The organism is Bacteroides sp. RCH18, assembly GCF_058231005.1.
In genome coordinates this window covers 944648-965556 of the sequence record NZ_JBIPTC010000001.1, presented here as the reverse complement: position 1 = coordinate 965556, position 20909 = coordinate 944648, and the positions used below count along the sequence as shown (strand labels likewise).

At 40.4% G+C, this 20909-nt stretch carries 19 protein-coding genes; all 19 read left to right on the top strand.

The window, feature by feature from the left end; translation table 11 throughout:
- The first annotated feature begins 4 nt into the window (after positions 1-4).
- The 19 genes from ACHLI0_RS03770 to ACHLI0_RS03680 all read left to right on the top strand — a co-directional run bounded on the left by ACHLI0_RS03770 (position 5) and on the right by ACHLI0_RS03680 (position 20891).
- Positions 5-583, top strand: coding sequence for a UpxY family transcription antiterminator (locus ACHLI0_RS03770; protein ID WP_008763899.1), 579 nt, complete (start codon positions 5-7; stop codon positions 581-583).
- A gap of 7 nt (positions 584-590) precedes the next feature.
- Positions 591-944 (top strand): UpxZ family transcription anti-terminator antagonist, encoded by a 354-nt coding sequence (locus ACHLI0_RS03765; protein ID WP_008765101.1) that lies wholly within the window; start codon positions 591-593, stop codon positions 942-944.
- Positions 945-996: 52 nt separating this feature from the next.
- On the top strand, positions 997-2922 hold the full coding sequence (locus ACHLI0_RS03760) for a polysaccharide biosynthesis protein (protein WP_490748475.1): 1926 nt from the start codon (positions 997-999) through the stop codon (positions 2920-2922).
- Positions 2923-2956: 34 nt separating this feature from the next.
- A complete protein-coding gene (locus ACHLI0_RS03755; protein WP_490748474.1) occupies positions 2957-4273 on the top strand; it encodes a nucleotide sugar dehydrogenase in 1317 nt (438 codons plus the stop codon).
- Positions 4274-4277: 4 nt separating this feature from the next.
- Entirely contained in the window at positions 4278-5342 is a 1065-nt protein-coding gene (locus ACHLI0_RS03750) for an NAD-dependent epimerase/dehydratase family protein (RefSeq protein ID WP_490748472.1), read from the top strand.
- Positions 5343-5430: 88 nt separating this feature from the next.
- Positions 5431-6618: a UDP-N-acetyl glucosamine 2-epimerase gene (locus tag ACHLI0_RS03745; RefSeq protein ID WP_132062479.1), complete on the top strand. Its 1188-nt coding sequence runs from the start codon at positions 5431-5433 to the stop codon at positions 6616-6618.
- Between the two features lie 4 nt (positions 6619-6622).
- Positions 6623-7837 carry a polysaccharide biosynthesis C-terminal domain-containing protein gene (locus ACHLI0_RS03740; protein ID WP_221656331.1) on the top strand — a complete coding sequence of 405 codons (1215 nt, stop codon included), beginning with the start codon at positions 6623-6625 and terminating at the stop codon, positions 7835-7837.
- 23 nt (positions 7838-7860) lie between these two features.
- A complete protein-coding gene (locus tag ACHLI0_RS03735) occupies positions 7861-8910 on the top strand; it encodes a polysaccharide biosynthesis protein (protein ID WP_132062477.1) in 1050 nt (349 codons plus the stop codon).
- Positions 8911-8935: 25 nt separating this feature from the next.
- Positions 8936-10108 carry a non-hydrolyzing UDP-N-acetylglucosamine 2-epimerase gene (gene wecB / locus ACHLI0_RS03730; RefSeq protein WP_118201950.1) on the top strand — a complete coding sequence of 391 codons (1173 nt, stop codon included), beginning with the start codon at positions 8936-8938 and terminating at the stop codon, positions 10106-10108.
- Positions 10109-10291: 183 nt separating this feature from the next.
- The gene (locus ACHLI0_RS03725) at positions 10292-10486 is read left to right on the top strand and encodes a hypothetical protein (protein ID WP_490748468.1); all 195 of its coding nucleotides are present in this window, start codon (positions 10292-10294) and stop codon (positions 10484-10486) included.
- Positions 10487-10516: 30 nt separating this feature from the next.
- Entirely contained in the window at positions 10517-11740 is a 1224-nt protein-coding gene (locus ACHLI0_RS03720; protein WP_490748466.1) for a nucleotide sugar dehydrogenase, read from the top strand.
- Positions 11741-12065: 325 nt separating this feature from the next.
- Positions 12066-13241, top strand: coding sequence for a polysaccharide pyruvyl transferase family protein (locus ACHLI0_RS03715; RefSeq protein ID WP_490748465.1), 1176 nt, complete (start codon positions 12066-12068; stop codon positions 13239-13241).
- On the top strand, positions 13238-14428 hold the full coding sequence (locus tag ACHLI0_RS03710; RefSeq protein ID WP_490748464.1) for a Coenzyme F420 hydrogenase/dehydrogenase, beta subunit C-terminal domain: 1191 nt from the start codon (positions 13238-13240) through the stop codon (positions 14426-14428). The genes ACHLI0_RS03715 and ACHLI0_RS03710 overlap by 4 nt, the downstream gene beginning before the upstream one ends.
- Positions 14428-15882, top strand: coding sequence for a lipopolysaccharide biosynthesis protein (locus tag ACHLI0_RS03705; RefSeq protein WP_229036456.1), 1455 nt, complete (start codon positions 14428-14430; stop codon positions 15880-15882). Before ACHLI0_RS03710 ends, ACHLI0_RS03705 begins: the two co-directional genes overlap by 1 nt.
- Positions 15883-16012: 130 nt before the next feature.
- Positions 16013-17125 (top strand): hypothetical protein, encoded by a 1113-nt coding sequence (locus tag ACHLI0_RS03700; RefSeq protein ID WP_130041877.1) that lies wholly within the window; start codon positions 16013-16015, stop codon positions 17123-17125.
- A gap of 14 nt (positions 17126-17139) precedes the next feature.
- Positions 17140-18252: a glycosyltransferase family 4 protein gene (locus tag ACHLI0_RS03695; RefSeq protein WP_132062475.1), complete on the top strand. Its 1113-nt coding sequence runs from the start codon at positions 17140-17142 to the stop codon at positions 18250-18252.
- Entirely contained in the window at positions 18249-19433 is a 1185-nt protein-coding gene (locus ACHLI0_RS03690) for a glycosyltransferase family 4 protein (protein WP_490748463.1), read from the top strand. Before ACHLI0_RS03695 ends, ACHLI0_RS03690 begins: the two co-directional genes overlap by 4 nt.
- A complete protein-coding gene (locus ACHLI0_RS03685) occupies positions 19430-20290 on the top strand; it encodes a glycosyltransferase family 2 protein (protein ID WP_490748461.1) in 861 nt (286 codons plus the stop codon). Before ACHLI0_RS03690 ends, ACHLI0_RS03685 begins: the two co-directional genes overlap by 4 nt.
- Positions 20291-20423: 133 nt before the next feature.
- On the top strand, positions 20424-20891 hold the full coding sequence (locus ACHLI0_RS03680) for a CatB-related O-acetyltransferase (RefSeq protein WP_165938310.1): 468 nt from the start codon (positions 20424-20426) through the stop codon (positions 20889-20891).
- The last annotated feature ends 18 nt before the right edge of the window (positions 20892-20909 follow it).

Below are 20909 nucleotides of genomic sequence, written 5' to 3'. Positions count from 1 at the left end.
AAGTATGATTTTAACAAAAGAGAAATCACTAAATGCTGGGCCTATTTATGGGACAGGGGAAGGCGTAGCACACTCAAAACGCTGGTATGTTGCATTAGTTCGTATGCATCATGAAAAGAAGGTTTCCGAGTATTTGAACAAGGTGGGGATTGAGAATTTTGTACCTGTTCAGAAGGAAATCCATCAATGGAGTGATCGCCGTAAATTAGTTGAATCCGTTCTTCTTCCGATGATGGTTTTTGTACACGCTGATCCGAAAGAACGTATGGAAGTCCTGAACTTTACTACTGTGAGCCGCTATATGGTGATGCGCGGCGAAAGTAGTCCTGCTGTTATTCCTGACGACCAGATGGCACGTTTCCGTTTCATGCTTGATTATTCGGATGAAACAATCTGTATGAATAGCTCTCCTTTGGCACGTGGTGAGAAAGTTCAAGTAATTAAAGGACCTCTGCAGGGGCTTGTGGGTGAGCTTGTCAATGTAGATGGTAAAAGTAAGATTGCTGTTCGACTGAACATGCTTGGTTGCGCCTGCGTAGACATGCCGATTGGCTATGTTGAGCCTATAGGTGAAAAAAACTAAGTGGGTAATGACGACTTCCTGTTTACAAGAAAAAATCGATAAACTTCAAAATACTGTTCATGCTCTGCTCCATAAAAGTAATTATATGGCGGGTGTGTATGTTGATGATCTTGCACGACTGAACAACGAAATTCATGAACAGATCAATGATCTGTATCCTTGTCACGGTAAGACTGCTGAGCAGGAAGCTGCTTTGTGTCTGTCTCTTCTGATGGGATATAGTGTGTCTATGTATGCCAATTCGGAGGATGAGGCAAAGAAGAAGACTGTTCTGAGGCGTTCGCAAATGATTCTGAAAAACCAATTGCCTTCACCATTGAAAATTCAGTTACACACAATCTACGATAAACTATTGTCATAGTAAATCTACTTTTTTGGAAAAAGACTTTATAATTTATTGGGGTATTTAAATTATGAAACACGCATTTGACCGTTTTGTTCAATATTTACAGAAAAACTATTTTAGTTATTGGATTGTATTAGGAATTGATACGTTCATAGCTTTGATTTGTACCTGGGTGTCATTTATCGGCATTCATTATATAACGGAGACTTCTAAAGAAATCACTTCTCTCTTCCATATTTTGGCGATTTCGGTGATTTCCAGTGTCTTAGGTTCCTTTTTATTCCATACCTACCGTAATACGATCCGTTTTTCCCAGTTGAAGGAATTATGGAGAATTGCCGGAAGTGCACTGATAAAAGCTGTCTGTATCGCAATGGCTATCTGGCTTTTTCTGCCTCAGACGGGACTGCATAATAGTCAGAAAATAGTCTTTGTACTGTTTGATGGTATGCTGACTTTTATTGCCATGGTAGGCTTCCGTATTCAGCTGATTCTGGTTTATGAGTTCTTGCTGAATATGCTGAATAAGAAGAATATGCATATTCTGATCTATGGCATTGATGATAAGAGTGTGGCATTGAAAGTCCGGCTAATGAACAGCTCCCACTATAAAGTGGTAGGTTTCTGCATCTATGGAACAGGCGACTCCATCCGACGCGTGGCTGATCTTCCCGTTTATTCATTTAAGGATGAAGAGTGCTTTAACAAGCTTATTCATAAGAAATGTATCGGCGGTATCCTGTTTGCCCGTTACGAGAATACCCGTGAAGAGGAAGACCGCCTGCTTCAATATTGTAAAAGAAGCGGGTTAAAAACGTTGATTGCTCCGAGTATTAGTGAGGCTGACGAAAACGGAAGTTTCCACCAATGGGTACGCCCTATTAAGATTGAAGACTTGCTGGGTCGCTCAGAAATTCATATCAATATGGAGGAAGTGATGACTGAGTTCTGTGGTAAGGTTGTGTTGGTGACAGGAGCTGCCGGTAGTATTGGCAGCGAACTTTGTCGGCAGCTGGCTCAGATGAACATCAAGAAACTGATCATGTTTGATTCCGCCGAGTCACCTTTGCATAATGTCCGTCTGGAATTTGAGAAGAATTATCCCGGTCTTGATTTTGTTCCTGTCATTGGAGATGTCCGCGTGAAAGAACGTCTCCGTATGGTCTTCGAAACTTATCAGCCTCAGATCATCTTTCATGCCGCTGCTTATAAGCATGTTCCGTTAATGGAAGAGAATCCCTGTGAAGCTGTGCTGGTCAACGTTGTCGGCTCTCGCCAGGTTGCTGATATGGCAGTGGAATACGGAGCTGAAAAGATGATCATGGTTTCTACCGATAAGGCGGTGAATCCTACCAATGTCATGGGATGCTCGAAACGCTTGGCCGAAATCTATGTACAGAGTCTGGGCTGTGCCATCCGTGAGGGCAAAGTGAAAGGCCATACCAAATTTATCACTACCCGCTTTGGTAACGTCTTGGGTAGTAACGGTTCTGTAATTCCCCGCTTTAAGGAACAGATCGAGAATGGCGGTCCTGTCACAGTGACTCACCCCGATATCATCCGTTTCTTTATGACTATTCCCGAAGCTTGTCGTCTGGTAATGGAGGCTGCCACTATGGGTGAAGGCAATGAGATATTTGTCTTTGAGATGGGAAAAGCCGTGAAAATTGTTGATTTGGCTACCCGTATGATCGAATTGGCAGGTTATCGTCCGGGTGAAGATATTGAGATAGAGTTTACGGGATTGCGTCCGGGTGAGAAGCTTTATGAAGAAGTATTGAGTGATAAGGAGAATACAATTCCTACTGAGAATAAGAAGATAATGATAGCGAAGGTACGTCACTATGAATATGCTGACATCCTTGATACTTATGGAGAGTTTGAGAAGTTATCCCGTACGGTAAAGATCATGGACACAGTGAAACTAATGAAGAGAGTGGTACCTGAATTTAAATCCAAGAACTCGCCGAGGTTTGAAGTTTTGGATAAATAACCAGAATAATCTATAACACTAACATAAATCAACAATGGATACAAAAGATTTGAAGATTGCTGTTGCAGGTACCGGCTATGTTGGTCTTAGCATAGCAACGCTTTTGTCGCAACACCATCAGGTGACGGCAGTCGACGTGGTTCCCGAGAAAGTAGATATGCTTAATCGTAAACAATCGCCTATTCAGGATGAGTATATAGAGAAATATTTGTCTGAAAAAGCATTGAACCTAACCGCTACGCTTGACGGTGCCAAGGCATATAGTGATGCTGATTTTGTGGTTATAGCAGCTCCTACTAACTATGATCCGGTGAAGAACTATTTTGACACTCATCATATAGAGGATGTCATAGACCTGGTTTTAAGTGTCAATCCTGATGCTGTGATGGTAATCAAGTCTACTATTCCAGTAGGATATTGTCGTGGACTTTATTTGAAGTATGCCCGCAAGGGAGTCAAGAAGCTTAACTTGCTTTTTTCTCCTGAGTTTCTTCGTGAGAGCATGGCCCTTTATGATAACCTTTATCCAAGTCGTATCATTGTTGGTTATCCAAAGTTGATTGATAGCGAGCAGTTTGACGAGGAAAACGAAGCTATTAAGTCTGTTGCGGATATTCCTGCCCTAGAGAAAGCTGCACGTACTTTTGCCGCATTGCTTCAGGCAGGTGCAATCAAGAAAGATATTCCCACTCTTTTTATGGGTATAAAGGAGGCGGAAGCTGTTAAACTGTTTGCTAATACCTATCTTGCTTTGCGTGTCAGTTATTTTAATGAATTGGATACTTATGCGGAGATGAAAGGTCTGGATTCTCAGTCAATCATACAGGGTGTTGGTCTTGATCCTCGTATTGGCACACACTATAATAATCCATCCTTTGGTTATGGTGGTTATTGTTTGCCTAAAGACACGAAACAACTCTTGGCTAACTATCAGGATGTACCTCAAAACATGATGACTGCTATTGTCGAAAGTAACCGTACAAGGAAAGATTTCATAGCAGATCAAGTCCTGCGTAAAGCGGGGTATTACACCGCCTCTTGTTCATGGGATGCCCAAAAAGAGCAAAAAATAACCATTGGTGTATATCGTTTGACCATGAAGTCCAATTCTGATAACTTCCGTCAAAGTGCCATTCAAGGGATTATGAAGCGTATCAAGGCGAAGGGTGCTACTATTGTGATTTTCGAGCCCACTATGCAAGATGGTGAAACTTTCTTTGGAAGTCAAGTGATCAATAATCTGGTCGAGTTTAAGGAAATAAGTCAGGCCATAATTGCCAACCGTTACGACGCTTGTTTGGACGATGTGAAAGAGAAGGTATATACTCGTGACATTTTTCAAAGAGATTAACTTTATGGTAACATACAATGTTAGTTTAGAGAACAAAGTGGTTTTGGTGACCGGTGCAGCCGGTTTTATCGGAGCCAATTTGGTGAAACGTTTGCTGAATGAGTTTGATAGCGTGAAGGTTATCGGTATTGATAGTATTACCGAATACTATGACGTAGGTTTAAAGTATGAACGCTTACAAGAATTGTCTGCCTATGGTGACAGATTTGTTTTCATAAAAGACAGTATTGCTAAAAAGGAAATTGTTGGGTCTATCTTCACTGATTATCATCCACAGGTAGTAGTGAACCTTGCTGCTCAAGCCGGTGTACGCTATAGCATCACTAACCCTGATGCTTATATTGAAAGTAATCTTATTGGATTTTATAACATCTTAGAGGCCTGCCGTCATCATAGCGTGGAGCACTTAGTATATGCTTCTTCCAGTAGTGTATATGGAAGCAATAAGAAAGTGCCTTATAGTACCGATGATAAGGTGGACAATCCAGTATCACTCTATGCTGCTACTAAAAAGAGCAATGAGTTAATGGCTCATGCTTATAGCAAGCTCTATAACATACCAAGCACAGGTCTGCGATTCTTCACCGTTTACGGTCCCTGCGGTCGTCCTGATATGGCTTATTTTAGCTTTACCAACAAACTATTAAAGGGTGAGACCATACAAATTTATAATTACGGCAATTGTAAGCGCGACTTTACTTATATAGACGATATTGTAGAAGGCATGGTTCGTATTATGCAGCATGCTCCTAAGAAGAAAAATGGCGATGATGGATTGCCAATTCCTCCTTATAAAGTATATAATATCGGCAATAACTCTCCGGAAAATCTTTTAGACTTTGTAACCATCCTTCAGGATGAACTTATTCATGCAGGTGTACTTCCCAATGACTATGACTTTGAATCCCACAAAGAATTAGTACCGATGCAACCTGGAGATGTGCCTGTGACATATGCTGATACGACTCCTTTGGAACAAGATTTTGGATTTAAACCGTCAACATCACTACGTGATGGTTTGAGAGCGTTTGCAGAGTGGTATGCAAAATACTATGGTACTAATGATTAAGGGCGAAATGCAGTCAACTGGATCGATACAAATCATCGAATCGGTTGCTCGCTTGAAATAATAGAAATAGAATATATCATATACATTTATGGAACTCAGAACAGACTATACAAACGTCAGTTTCCAGAATAATGGCAAACTAAAACTGCTGATTATTGTTGGCACACGTCCAGAGATTATCCGTCTTGCTGCTGTCATTAACAAGACACGTCAATATTTTGACGTTATCCTTGCCCATACTGGTCAGAACTATGACTATAACCTCAATGGCGTGTTCTTCAAGGACCTTAAAATCAAAGATCCTGAAGTCTATATGGATGCCGTAGGCGATGACCTTGGAGCAACTTGTGGAAATATCATCAATGCTAGCTACAAACTCATGGTAGCTACCAAGCCTGATGCTGTCCTCGTTCTTGGTGATACAAACTCTTGTCTTAGCGTCATAGGTGCGAAGCGTCTTCATATTCCTATTTTCCACATGGAAGCTGGTAACCGTTGTAAAGATGAATGTCTTCCTGAAGAGACTAATCGCCGCATAGTAGATATTATCTCTGATGTTAATCTTGCATATTCTGAACACGCACGTCGCTATCTTGCAGAGTGCGGACTCCCACGTGAGCGCACCTACGTCACTGGTTCTCCAATGGCAGAGGTGCTTCACCAGAATCTTGCAGAGATTGAGGCAAGTGATGTGCACAACCGTCTTGGTTTGGAGAAGGGCAAGTACATTCTTCTCTCAGCTCACCGCGAGGAGAATATCGACACCGAGAAAAATTTCTTCAGTCTCTTCTCTGCCATTAATGCTATGGCAGAAAAGTACGATATGCCAATCCTCTACAGCTGCCACCCCCGTTCTCGCAATCGCCTCGCAGCCTCAGGCTTCCAGCTCGATTCTCGCGTACAGGTGCAGCAGCCTCTCGGTTTCCACGACTACAACTGCCTTCAGATGAACAGCTTTGCAGTCGTTTCTGATTCTGGTACTCTTCCTGAAGAGAGTAGTTTCTTCACAAGCGTAGGCCATCCTTTCCCAGCAGTCTGCATCCGAACCTCTACAGAACGTCCGGAATCACTCGACAAGGCGGGCTTCATCCTTTCAGGCATCGACGAGAAAGGTCTCCTCCAAAGCGTAGATACTGCTGTTGAGCTCGTTAAGAGTGGTGACTATGGTACACCTGTACCTAACTATATTGATGAGAATGTATCAACCAAGGTGGTCAAAATCATCCAGTCATACGTTGGGGTTGTAAATAAGATGGTGTGGAGAAAAGAAATCTAAAGCAATGAAAGTTCTAGTAACTGGTGCCAAAGGATTCGTAGGTAAGAACCTTTGTGCTCAACTCAACAATATCAAGACTGGCAAGGCAAAGTGCTATGGTGACTTGGTTATAGACGAAGTTTTCGAGTATGACCTTGATTCCACACCCGAGCAACTTGCCCAGTGGTGTAAGGATTGTGACTTCGTTTTCAACCTTGCAGGTGTCAATCGTCCACGAGATCCAAAAGAGCTTATGGAAGGCAACTTCGGCTTCGCTACAGTCCTCCTGAATACTCTAAAGAAGTATAAGAACAACTGTCCTGTGATGATTAGCAGCTCAATCCAAGCCACCCTTGCAGGCCGTTTCGGAAACAGCGAATATGGCAAGAGCAAGAAGGCTGGTGAAGAATTGATGTTCCAGTATGGAGAAGAGACAGGCGCTAAGGTGCTTGTCTATCGTTTCCCTAACATCTATGGCAAGTGGTGTCGGCCAAACTACAATTCAGTAGTAGCAACCTTTTGCAACAACATCGCCAATGACCTGCCCATACAAGTCAATGACCCAACTGTTGATATGGAACTCCTCTATATTGATGACTTGGTAGAGGAGTTGATATACGCATTGAAAGGTGAGGAACACCATTGCGAGTTCGATGGTGTTGAGACAGTACTCACTTCAGAAGGACGTTATTGTGCCACTCCTGTAACCCATCATGTAAAGCTTGGAAAGATAGTTGAACTTCTACACAAGTTTGCCGAGATGCCAAAAACCTTGATGATTCCAGATATACCAGCAGACTCTTTTGCAAAACGTCTGTTCAGCACATATCTCAGTTATCTTCCAAAAGAGAAGGCAATCTTTGATTTGAAGATGAATTGCGATAATAGAGGTTCTTTTGCAGAACTCGTGCATACGCTTAATTGTGGTCAGGTTTCGATCAATATCAGCAAACCGGGAATCACTAAGGGTGAGCATTGGCATCACACCAAGTGGGAGCAGTTCATCGTTGTTTCAGGTCATGGACTCATTCAGCTTCGTAATGAAAATGACCCTAATGCAGAGATTCTTGAATACGAAGTAAGTGGTGATCATATCCAGAGCGTGATCATGCTTCCTGGCTATACTCACAACATCATCAACCTTTCTAATACACAAGATTTGGTGACAGTGATGTATTGCAATGAGATATTCAATCCAGAGAGACCTGACACGTATTTCGACAAAGTAGATAAAGAGTAATAATCGAAACACATTATAATAATATGTCAATTTTTGCAGGTAAAACCCTTATGATTACCGGAGGTACTGGTTCCTTTGGCAATGCAGTTCTTAATCGTTTTTTGAAAACAGATATCGCAGAGATTCGCATCTTCTCCCGCGACGAGAAGAAACAGGATGATATGCGTCATGAATATCAGGCAAAATATCCTGAACATGCAAGCAAAATCAAGTTCTTCATCGGCGATGTGCGTAACCTCCAGTCGTGCAAGAATGCTATGCCTGGTGTTGACTACATCTTCCATGCAGCTGCCCTCAAGCAGGTTCCTTCTTGCGAATTTTTCCCAATGGAAGCCGTCAAGACAAATGTAATTGGTACAGATAATGTCCTTACCGCTGCCATTGAGGCAAAAGTTGGCGCAGTTATCTGTCTGTCAACGGATAAGGCTGCGTATCCAATCAATGCGATGGGTATTACTAAGGCCATCGAAGAGAAGATTGCAGTAGCAAAGAGCCGCTATTCAGGTGACACCAAGATCTGCTGTACTCGTTATGGTAATGTCATGTGTTCTCGTGGTTCAGTCATCCCTTTGTGGATCGATCAGATTCGCAATGGTAATCCTATTACTCTCACAGAGCCAAAGATGACACGTTTCATCATGAGCCTTGAAGAAGCTGTTGATCTCGTCCTCTTCGCCTTCGAACATGGTCAGAATGGGGATATCCTTGTTCAGAAAGCACCAGCCTGCACCATCCAGACCCAGGGTGAAGCTGTTTGTGAGCTTTTCGGAGGTAAGAAGGAAGACATCAAAGTTATCGGTATCCGCCACGGCGAGAAGATGTATGAGACTCTCCTTACTAATGAGGAGTGCGCCAAGGCAGAGGATATGGGTGACTTCTATCGCGTGCCGGCTGATAACCGTAGTTTGAACTACGATCAGTACTTTACTGAAGGTAATTCAAAACGATGTGAGTTGTTGGAGTTCAACTCAGACAATACTCGTCGTCTGAACCTTGAAGAGACCAAGGCCAAGATTGTTGCTCTTGAATACATCCAGAATGAGCTCAATGGAATTGCAAATCTTGCGAAGTAAAACTTTCTAAAAACAGAGATATATTATGGCAAAGAAAGTCATGTTAGTTTTCGGAACACGTCCTGAGGCAATCAAAATGTGCCCATTAGTGAAGGAGTTCCAGAAGAGATCGGAAGAGTTTGAAACCATTGTATGCGTCACAGGTCAGCATCGTGAAATGCTCGACCAAGTGCTCCAGATCTTCGATGTGAAGCCGGATTATGACCTAAACATCATGAAGCAAGGCCAGGACCTCACCGATGTTACTGCACGTGTCCTCACTGGACTTCGTGATGTGTTCAAGGAGTGCCGTCCTGATGTGGTATTTGTACATGGTGATACTACCACATCCACCGCAAGTGCTCTTGCAGCGTTCTACGCACAGATTCCTGTAGGTCACGTAGAAGCTGGTCTTCGCACCCATAACATCTACAGCCCATGGCCAGAGGAGATGAACCGTCAGATTACTGGTCGTATAGCCACCTATAACTTTTCGCCAACTCTACTCTCCGAGAAGAACCTCCTTGAAGAGAAAGCTCATGGTAGCATTTACGTCACCGGCAACACCGTCGTCGATGCACTTCACATGGTGGTCGATAAGCTTAAGATAGACGAAGCTCTTGCAGAGGAGCAGAATAAAGTCCTTGCTGCAGCAGGCTATGATGTGACTCGTCTCAATGGTGGTAAGAAGCTGGTACTGATTACTGGCCATAGAAGAGAAAACTTCGGTGACGGCTTCATCCGTATGGTTACAGCCATGAAGGACCTCTCTGAGAACTATCCAGAGGTTGATTTTGTCTACCCGATGCACCTCAACCCTAATGTGCGCAAGCCTATCCATGAAGTGTTTGGTGAAGATCTTACTCGTCCGAACTTCTTTTTCATCGAGCCCCTCCAGTACCTTGAGTTCGTCCATCTCATGTCGAAGGCCACCATCGTTCTTACCGATTCAGGAGGAATTCAGGAGGAAGCTCCAGGCCTTGGCAAACCTGTTCTCGTGATGCGTGACACCACTGAGCGTCCTGAAGCTCTTGCTTCTGGCACCGTCCACCTTGTAGGGACTGACTACGACAAGATCATGACCGAAGTCAGCACTCTCCTCGAAGATGAAGAGGCATATCGCAAGATGTCACAAGCCGTTAATCCATACGGAGATGGCAAAGCTTGTGAGCGTATCGCACGTATCCTCAATGGTGAAGAGATAGAAAGATATAGTTAATATGCACTATATAGATTTATTCATTCGGTTTCTGTTTTTCTTACCCATATGGCCTTTATGCTTGATAGGGTATTACAAGAATAGTGAGTATATAGATGCCGACCTAAAAGGAATATCTGAAATAGGTGGGGCAAAAAACTTGATAATCACTTTGCTGAAAAATAAAACCTTCAGAAATCTCTTATGAAGCCAACAATTGGAAATAATGTTAGAATAACTACAGGTGCAATTGTCCTTGGCGATATTACCATAGGTGATAATGTCATAATTGCAGCAGGATCTGTTGTGGTGAAAAGCGTTTCCAACAATTATATGGTAGCTGGTAATCCTGCATACATTAAGAATTTGAATGGAGAAAAAGTAAATATTAAATTGTAATAGAATCAAAAATAAATAATAGTAAACAACATGATTAATGTAATTGGCTTGGGCTATATTGGGCTTCCAACAGCCCTCATGATGGCATCTCACGGAGTTGAGATTATTGGTACAGACTATAACAAGCAGCTCGTTGACACCCTCAATGCAGGTCACACCACCTTCAAGGAGGATGGTCTTGACGAACTTTTCCAGAACGCCCTCAGGGCAGGTATAAAGTTCACCACTGAGTATCAGAAGACAGACATGTACATCGTCTCAGTACCTACTCCTTATGACAAGTTCTCAAAGAAGGTAGATGCTTGCTATGTAGTAGTAGCCGTAAAGGAAGTTATGAAGGTATGCCCTAAGGGTGCAACCGTAGTCATCGAGTCAACTGTTAGCCCTGGCACTATAGACAAGTTCGTACGTCCTGTCATTGAGGAGAACGGCTTTAAGATTGGTGAAGACATCAACCTTGTTCATGCTCCTGAGCGCATCATCCCTGGCAATATGGTCTATGAGCTCATTCATAACAACCGTACCGTAGGTGCCGACTCTCGCGAGATTGGCGAGAAGGTGAAGTCATATTATGCATCCTTCTGTCAGGGCGACATTGTCGTTACCGACATCCGAACTGCAGAGATGACCAAGGTTGTTGAGAACACATTCCGTGCTGTTAACATCGCATTCGCCAACGAGCTCGCACGCATCTGCCGTCACGACAATATGGATGTTTATGAAATCATCCGCATCTGCAATATGCACCCTCGCGTTAACATCCTTCAACCAGGTCCTGGTGTAGGGGGGCACTGCATCTCAGTAGATCCTTGGTTCCTAGTAGGTGATTATCCTCAGCTCGCTAAGGTTATCGACGAGTCAATGAAGACCAACGACTCTCAGCCAACTTTTGTTCTTAACCGCATCTACGAGATTATGAAGGAGAACGGCATCACTGACAACCGTAAGGTGGGTCTCTACGGCCTCACCTACAAGGAGAACGTTGATGACTATCGCGAGTCTCCGGCTCTCCAGATACTTGAAGCACAAGAACGTCATCTCGCACGTCCTCTCCGCTGCTACGACCCATTCCTTGAAGGGCACAAGATTGTAGAGAACCAGTACTCTAGCTTCGACGAGTTCCTCAGCGATATGGATATGGTGGTTATCCTTGTGAAGCACGATCATATCAAGCGGAACTGGGATAAGCTCAAAGGCAAAGTCATCCTTGACTGTTGCAACATCTGTCCTCTTGAAGGAATTTACCACATCTAATTTAATCCATTATGGCAAAATATAATAAAGGTGAGGTTGTGATGTTGAACTCAGGTGGGTTTCGAATGATTATCGTCTCAATTTTCTCGAAGGGTAATACTGGTAGAGAAGTCTATGCTTTATGAAAACTCACTATTGACTATGAGTTCTATGCTGATACAGCCGAAACGATGGTACAATTAGACTTCTGCAAAATGATGCTTAACAAATTTAGCGAATAATTTCAAAACAGTTTCTAAGTAAAATAAGCAATTGGCAGCACAAGTGGAACAAAAGTTCGAAGTTCGATACTTCCTGTCAGTTCAAATATTGTCAAGTAACAATTATGGCAAATAAACCAAGAATAGGATTGATCCTTGTTCCTGAACATACGAATTATGGTGCTCAATTGCAATCGTTTGCGACACAGAAGGCAGTAGAGTCATTTGGCTGCGATACTGAGATTATCATATATAAGGCAAATAAGCCAAATAGAAATGTAAAATTTTATTGGGGGCTTATTCCTTGGTTCATTAAACGTCTTTTGGCATCCAAGGTACAGGATAGATACAAAGGCTTGGATGAAGTACATGAGAAGAATCATCAGATGAGAAAAGCTGCATCAAAGGTTTTCAAAGAGAAATACCTAAAGAATATAAGAATATGTAATGGGTACAATGAGTTAGTACAGGCTGGACAATCTTATAATGCAGTTTTGATTGGAAGTGATCAAATGTGGCAACCTGGGGTGGCATTTGGCAATTTTATATCAATGCGCTTTGTACCTGATGGTGTCAGACGAATTTCATACGCTACGAGTTGTGGTGTTTCTAAGTATCCGAAGTACTGCTATAAAAGTTCAAAGGATATGTGGATGCGTTTCGATTTTCTTTCTACTCGCGAAGAACAAGGAAAGGCACTTATTAAAGACGTTTGTGGAAAAAATATTAAGGTTGAGGTATTGGCAGATCCTACCTACTTACTGAGCAAGCAAGAATGGGAAGATTGCATCCCTACACAGAAGATGCTAAAAGAACCTTATGTTGTTTGCTATTTGATTGGCAATGATGTTGAGCAAAAACTTTGTGCAAAAAGATATGCACAGCATAAAGGATTAAAAATCGTCTCCCTTATGAGCAACGAAAGCGTCTCTCCAGTTGATATGAATTTTGCCGACATAAATATCATGGGTGCTGGTCCTGAAGATTTTATCAATTGGATTCGAGGTGCAGATTGTTTGTTCACAGATTCATTTCATGGATTAGCTTTTTCGGTAATCAATGAAAAGCAGTTATATGTTTTTTATCGTCATAAGTCTGGCGTTTCTGTAACTAAGAACTCGCGCATAGATAATATAATTCAAATGTGGGGTATTCAGAATAGATTGATTGTTGACGAAAATTTTGACTGGGTAAACTATATTGAAACTCCAATTGATTTTGATATTGTTAGTCAAAAAGTGGCCGAGAAAAGAACCGAGGGATTATTCTATCTGAAAAAAGCTCTGAATTTCGAGAAATGACAACAAAAGAATTATATAAAGATGTAAAGGACTGCTGTGGCTGTGAAGCGTGTGCCCAAGTATGCCCAAAGAACATCATTGTAATGAGTCAAGACTCTGAGGGCTTCTATTATCCTGTAATTACGAATGAAGATAATTGTATCAATTGCGGTCGCTGTAAGTTAGTCTGTCCTTTAAAGAAACCGTTTGAAGAGCCACGTTCAATTAGAAAGAGTCTGGGTGGATATAGTAAAGAAGAATCAATTATTAAGCAGTCAGCATCTGGTGGGTTTGCTTATACACTTTCATCGCAATTTATAAAGAATGGTGGTGTTGTATATGGTGTTTGTTATTCAGAAAAGAACATTAAGAACATAGAATATACAAGATGCGAAACTATTGAACAATTATTACCAACCCGAGGATCTAAATATGTGCAGTCAAGAAAATATGATATATATAAGCAGGTGAAAAAAGATCTTAAGACTGGAATCGAGGTACTATTTTTTGGTTTGCCATGTGAAGTTGCTGCATTATATCATTATATTGGTGTACAGAAAAAATTATATACTGTCAATTTGATTTGCCATGGACCTACGTCATTAAAGGTACATAGTGAATACATAGACCAATTGCTTGTAGATAATGGTAAGAAGGATATAACACATTTTTCAGTAAGACATAAACTTGAAGCATGGAAACCATATTACATTCATGCAGTATTTAATGATAATTCAAATTATAATATTAAATTTATAGATACGGATTATGGAGTAGCCTTTCAAAATTTGAAGCGACCGTCTTGCTCAAAATGTAGGTTTAAAGTGTACGATAGTTGGTATGGTATGCCCGCTGATATAACTATTGGTGATTACCATTTGGCGAGATCGGGTATGCCTCATTACAATCATTGGGGAAGTTCTCAAGTTAGTTCTCATAGTGAGAAGGGAGACCAGCTTATTAAACTTGTAGAAGATCAAATGAAACTATTTCCTATATCAGAAAAATGTGCAGTTCATTATAATCCTGCCTTTTTCCGACCAACTCATGTAAGATGGAACAGACCTTTATTTGCATATATTTTTAAACATAAAGGTTTAAATGCCGCTTGTACCCATTGGTCTGTTAGAGTGGTAAATCGATTTGTAAAGTTTAAGCTTGCTCTAGTAAGTCTCTTTGCTAAATGTCTTCGAATAATCAGAAAATAATGATGTCGAATAGTGTAAAAAAAACATTTTTATCAGGAGCCTTTTGGACTTTCAGCGAGAATATTATTTTCGCTATTATTGGAATTATCCAACTTTCGATTACAAGTCGGATTCTTACTCCTGTAGATTTTGGTATTTATGCCATAGCCTTGTTTTTTTCAGGTTTAGGTAGAATCGCTTTCTCAATGGGATTAGGACCTGCACTTGTGCAAAAAAAAGGAGATGTTAGCAATTATTTGGATACTGCGTGGTCTGCAAATTTATTAGTTTCGGTTGCCGCAACGATTGTTTTGTGGTTGATAACTACGCCTATTTGCATTTACTATTATCATAGTCCAGAATCAATATGGCCGTCAATAGTAATAATGTTAAGTGTGATATTGAGTGCTGCTATTAATCCAGAAGTTATCATTTTGCAAAAGGAGATAAAATTAAAGAAATATTTTTTCCTGTTCGTGCTTCCGAAGATTATTAGTTTCACTCTTGTTGTGATTTGTGTGCTGTATTTTCGAAGTTTTTGGGCGTTGATAATTGCCCTTCTTTCCGAATATTTGATCCGTACAATTTACTCATTTATCTTATTGCCACATAAGGTGTGGTTCCATATAGATAAAGAACAATTCAAAGATTTATACTCATTTGGAGGATGGCTACAGTTGAAGAATGTTACAAGTTGGCTAGCTGGAAATATTGATGTTGCTATTGTAGGTAATGTTTTAGGTACAGAACAGCTTGGCATTTACAATCGTGCTCAACAACTATCGCAATATCCCCGTACTTTTGTTGATGGAGTCGTGAATAATGTTGCATTTCCTCTCTATTCAAAGATTAATGGAGATACGTTAAGATTGAACTCTGTCGTAAACAGAATAATTGATATTATACTGCTGGTGCTATCATACTTGGCTGTAGTTATTTTGCTCTATGCAGAGCCTATTGTAACTATTGTATTGGGTGATACTTGGATGGAAATGATTAATCCATTCAAAGTTATCTTTATGGCTTACTTGATGCAGACATTATTGTTCTCTTTTAATCCATTGATACGTTCGTATGGATATACTAAAAATGAGTTCAAATTCTACATAATAAAGATTGTTATTATGTCCATTTTACTGTATCCTTTTACATTAATGTGGGGGCTGGTTGGAGCTGGTCTTGCCATTTTACTAGCTGTTTTGCTGGTGTTCCCATATCTGATACGCATTCTTCGTGCAAAGACGGAATTGAAATTAGGGCATTTCTATCTGTCATTTATTAGCTGTTGCATAAATGTGATTGTAACATACTATTTGTGCTCATTTCTAAATCTTGATCGAGGTTGGATGTTTATTTTAGGAACTGTAATATGTGTAGTAGTCTCATCTTTATTATTTATATTATTTGACCTTTTATTTCACATTGGACCAGGTGGAATTATTCAAAATGCTTTTCGTACAATTATTAAGAAATAAATAGTGATAATATAATAATATCATTGCAATGTTTTTCAAAGTACTATACACGATATTTGTAATTGCACAGTTATTGTTCGGATCGTTTACTATAGGCCCAGTTACTCCACGGCAAGTAATGACCGTTATTATGCTTGTAGTATGCGGGAGAAATAATGCTATCAAATTGGATAAATATTTTGGTATCTATCTTGTGTTTATTGTCGGATATATTCTTGCGCAGATTTATACTGGATATATGTTTGAAATGATAAGATTGCTGCTCGGCTATTATCTTGTTTCATATGTGGCTTATCAATCAACTAAACTGTTTATTCGAAAGACAGGTAATGCTAATTTATTGTTGGTCATACTATTCTTTGTAGGGATTGCAGATGGATTAGTCACAGTAGGCCAGATGTATCAGGTGCCATACGCACATGAAATAAGTTTGCTCTTAGGTAATAATGCATTGGGTGACATTTATGACGCGATGAGTGCGCGTAGTCAGGAGAACATGTTGGGCTATACTATTCCAGGTCTTTTTGGGCCTGTACCAAATGGCTATTTCATTTCAGCCATTACATTGTTGTGTTTTTACAATAAAAAAGCTAAGATTACTATCATTAATCTGGTATTGGTATTCTTCTTTATATATACAACGTTCATAATACAGGAGAGAACCGCGCTTGTGGCCTGCGTTGTTTTGTCTCTATTTTCTCTCTACAAGTTCATGTATTCTCAAGGAGAGTCCTCAGTATTCAAAAAAATCTTGGTTTTCTCAATATTGTTATTTGTGGTCATTTTTATTGTGCCAAAGTTATTTGATACCATTATGCAAGGAGATAGCCGTTATGCAAAAGGATTTTCGCTCGCCGAAGAACGAGGTGACATTAATCAAAAAGCAATTGAGTTTATTTTTTCGCATCCTTTAGGTGGTATAAATGCATATACTGCATCAAACCATTATCCACACAATATATTTATTAATGCGTTTATGTTTGGTGGTTTTTTGGGCGGTTTTGCATTGATGATTTTATTTTTTAAGCAATTGTTCCTATCTGTAAGAATCGCATTGTTAAATGTTTCTTTATACAACGTACAGCAGTTTGTATTCGTAATGATGTTTGCTTGCTATACTATCAACTCTTTAACTCATAATCTATCAATCGTTACTGGTGAACCTACTATGTGGCTTTTGTGGGGAGCGGTTATTGGATTGCAGAAGTATGGAATGACGAGCAAAGAAATAAGTATTTGTTGATAAATTGAAATTGTATGCGAATAGCAATAGTAAGTTATGACTACCCAGATGCGAAGCGAAGCGTTTTTCCTTTCGTTAAACAATTGGTAGAAGAATGGGCACGACAAGGGCATGAGTGTTCGGTAGTGGCACCAAACAATTTTGTGAAGACACGTTATCTGTGGAATCCATCAAAAGAGCCATCAGGCAAAGTTAAAGTATTGAGACCCAATTTTCTTTCGGTTTCAGGTAGACTAAAAATTGGAAATCTGGAGCTCACCAAACTATTTCATAAACGAGCAGTATATAAAGGATTAAAGAATCTGTCTACCAAACCAGATGCGATTTATTGCCATTTCTGGGAATCGGCAATGGAGGCTTATCCCTATGCTAAAGAGAATAGCATTCCTTTGTTAGTAGCATCAGGTGAGAGCGAAGTAAAATCAATGATTCCGAGAATTCCAGAAGGATTCTCTGATTACGTAAAGGGAGTGATATGCGTTTCTTCAAAGAATAAAACGGAGAGCATAGAACTTGGATTGGCAGATGAGTCAAAATGCGAAGTGTTTCCGAATGCAGTCAATACGAAGTTGTTTTACCCTATGGATAAAGTCAAAATAAGGCAAAAGATGAGCATCCCATTAGATTGTTTTATCATTGCTTTTGTCGGTTGGTTTAATGAGCGAAAGGGAATAATGCGAGTAGCTGAAGCTTTGCGCAAATGTGAAGGAGAATCTGTCTACTCTTTCTTAATAGGAAGTGGCGATCAGGAACCTGAGGTAGAGAATGTATTGTTCAAGGGAAGGCTGATGCACGAACAAATTCCTGAGTATCTTAATGCAGCAGATGCATTCGTATTGCCGACTCTTAGGGAAGGTTGTTGTAATGCTGTAATTGAGGCTATGTCGTGTGGATTACCCATCATTTCAAGTAATTTGCCATTTAATTGGGATGTATTGAACGAATCAAATTCTATTATGGTTAATCCTATTGATGTGGATGAAATTGTTTCGGCAATAATAACTCTCCGGGATGATAGAAAGAAAAGAGAGCAGCTTGCTGCTGGTTCTATTAGAATGGCTTCGGCTCTAACCATCGATCAGCGAGCAGCAACAATTATTAAATTCATAGAAAAAAATATAGAATGAAAATTTTACATATTGATGAGACATTCCATCCTTCGTATGGTTATCAGGTGAACCCTCTTGCTAAATTTCAGCAACACCAGGGTAATGAAGTCTATATTGCTACAGTAGATAAGGAGCATCTTTATCCTGTCTATAAGGAGTTCGGAGATTCTGGTGAAACTCTTGATCAGGAAGACAAAGTTTATGAAGATGCAACAGGAGTAAAAATTATTCGTGTTAAAGCTAAGGGCTACTATTTTCGTCGTTTGGTTTACACAAATGAAATCTTTAAAGTTGTAGAACTGGTGAAGCCCGATGTACTCTTCGTTCATTGTGTAGAAACCATAACAGCCATGAGATTTATGTTGAGGGGTCTGAAATATCCTATGATGTTCGACTCTCACATGCTATCAATGGCAAGTCAGAATAAGTTCGCCAAGTTGTATGAAAAGTTATATGCTGCTATCTTTGGTCGTAAGATTCGCGATAAAGGATATATAGTAGTAAGAACTCAGGATGATAAATATGTGAATGGAAAATTGGGCATTCCTGAAGCTCAAACCCCATTTATTTCTTTTGGTACTGACACTATTCTTTTCTCTCCGTCGATAGAAGTCAGAAATTCATTCCGCAAGGAGCATAATATCTCGGAAGATGTGTTCGTGGTAGTATATACTGGTAAATTGACCGAAGCAAAGGGAGGAATGCTACTGGCAGAAACATTCAAGGAGAAGTTTTCAAAGGAAGTCATACTTGTCTGCGTGGGAACACCTCCAAACAATGAATATGGCGAGAAAGTCAGAAAGATACTAAAAGAGTCACAGAATAGAGTAATTATGTTTCCGACGCAGAAGTATCAAGAGCTTGCCAAGTTTTATCAGATGGCAGACCTTTCAGTATTTCCAAAACAGTGTAGCATGAGTTTCTATGATGCCCAGGCTTGTGGGCTGCCAGTACTCTCTGAAGACAATAATGTGAATGTTGACAGATGCAGCTATAACAATGGTTTCAACTTCAAGGCTGGTAGTGTGGAAGATTTCCGTACGAAAATTAAGGAAGTTTCTCACATGAGTGCAAAAGAGTTTCAGACATATAGGAATAACGCTAAGAAGTTTATTGATAACGGATACTCTTACGAGCACATTGCAAAGGAGTATACTCGTTATCTTCAAGTTTCAATTAACAATTACAATAAACAATGACAGATATTACAGCCATCATCCTCACGAAGAATGAGGAAGTAAATATCGAGAGATGTATCAAATCTCTCAATGGAGTAGCAGACCGTATCTGTGTGGTAGATAGTGGAAGTACAGACCGTACTGTTGAGATCGCTGAAAGCCTTGGTGTGGAAATTTTCCATCATGAGCCTTTTAACCACTATGCTGCTCAGTTCAACTGGGCGTTGGACAATGTGGGTGTGAAGACCACATGGGTGTATCGAATTGATGCTGACGAGGTGGTTACTTCAGAACTTGGAGCAGAGATAGTAGCTGCCTGCAAGAAGCATCATGATGATGATGTGAACGGTTTCGTGATGAAGTTCCTGATTGCGTTTATGGGCACCTTCCTGAAGCATGGAGGAATGTATCCTTTTTACAATCTGACAATCTTCAAGTTTGGCAAAGGTCGTTATGAGAACAGAGCTATGGGTGAGCATGTTATTCTCAGCGAGGGAAAGAGCCTTGATCTGAAGAATGACTGCCTGCATTACGACTCCAAGAGTCTGGATGCTTGGATTCACAAGCATAATTGGTATGCTACTCGTGAGGTCGCAGATTATTTCTCTACACGCTCGGCAGGTCAGGCAGATCCCAACACTCTTTATCATGAAGCGAAGAAGACTAGCAAGCTCCGTGATGGCTTCTATTATAGAATGCCCAAATTCCTGAGAGCAAAATTTTATTTTTGGTATCGTTACTACATTAAGCTTGGATTCCTCGATGGTAAGGCTGGTTATGTACATGCTTACTTGCAGGCATATTGGTTTCGCTTCCTTGTGGATGCTAAGATAATGGAACAGGAAATCAAACAGAAACGAGAATCACATGAAGGTTAATTTCGGCTTCTTCATATCTAAGTTCCTGCGTTGGCTAAACCGTCCAGCGTTGAGGAACTGCAAGATAGACAAGACAGCAAGGATTTGTACAGGTTCGAACTGTATCTCTGTAAGGATGGGATGTTACAGTTATATGGGTAAAAACAACTCAGTAACCAATGCAACTATAGGCTCGTTTTGTTCAATAGCAAGTTATTGCGCCATCGGTGGTGGAGACCATAATTTGAATATGGTTTCTACTTCTCCAGTCTTTGTAGGAGAGAAAAATATTTTTGGTAAGAACTTTGGATATGTGACTCCTGAGATGCACAAACATGTGAATATAGGTCACGATGTGTGGATTGGTGAAAATGTGTTTATCAACGATGGTTTGTCCATTGGCAATGGTGCCGTAATAGGTGCACATTCAGTAGTAACTCACGATATTCCTCCATACGCTATAGCTGTAGGTGCACCGGCTAAGGTGATTAGGTATCGTTTCACGCCAGAAGAGATAGAAGTGATTGAACAGTCTAAGTGGTGGGAATGGTCGGAAGAAAGATTACTAAAAGAAGGTCATAAATTTGTTTCAATAGAAGAATTCAAAAAGATATCGCAATGAAAAGAGTAAGCACTCAAA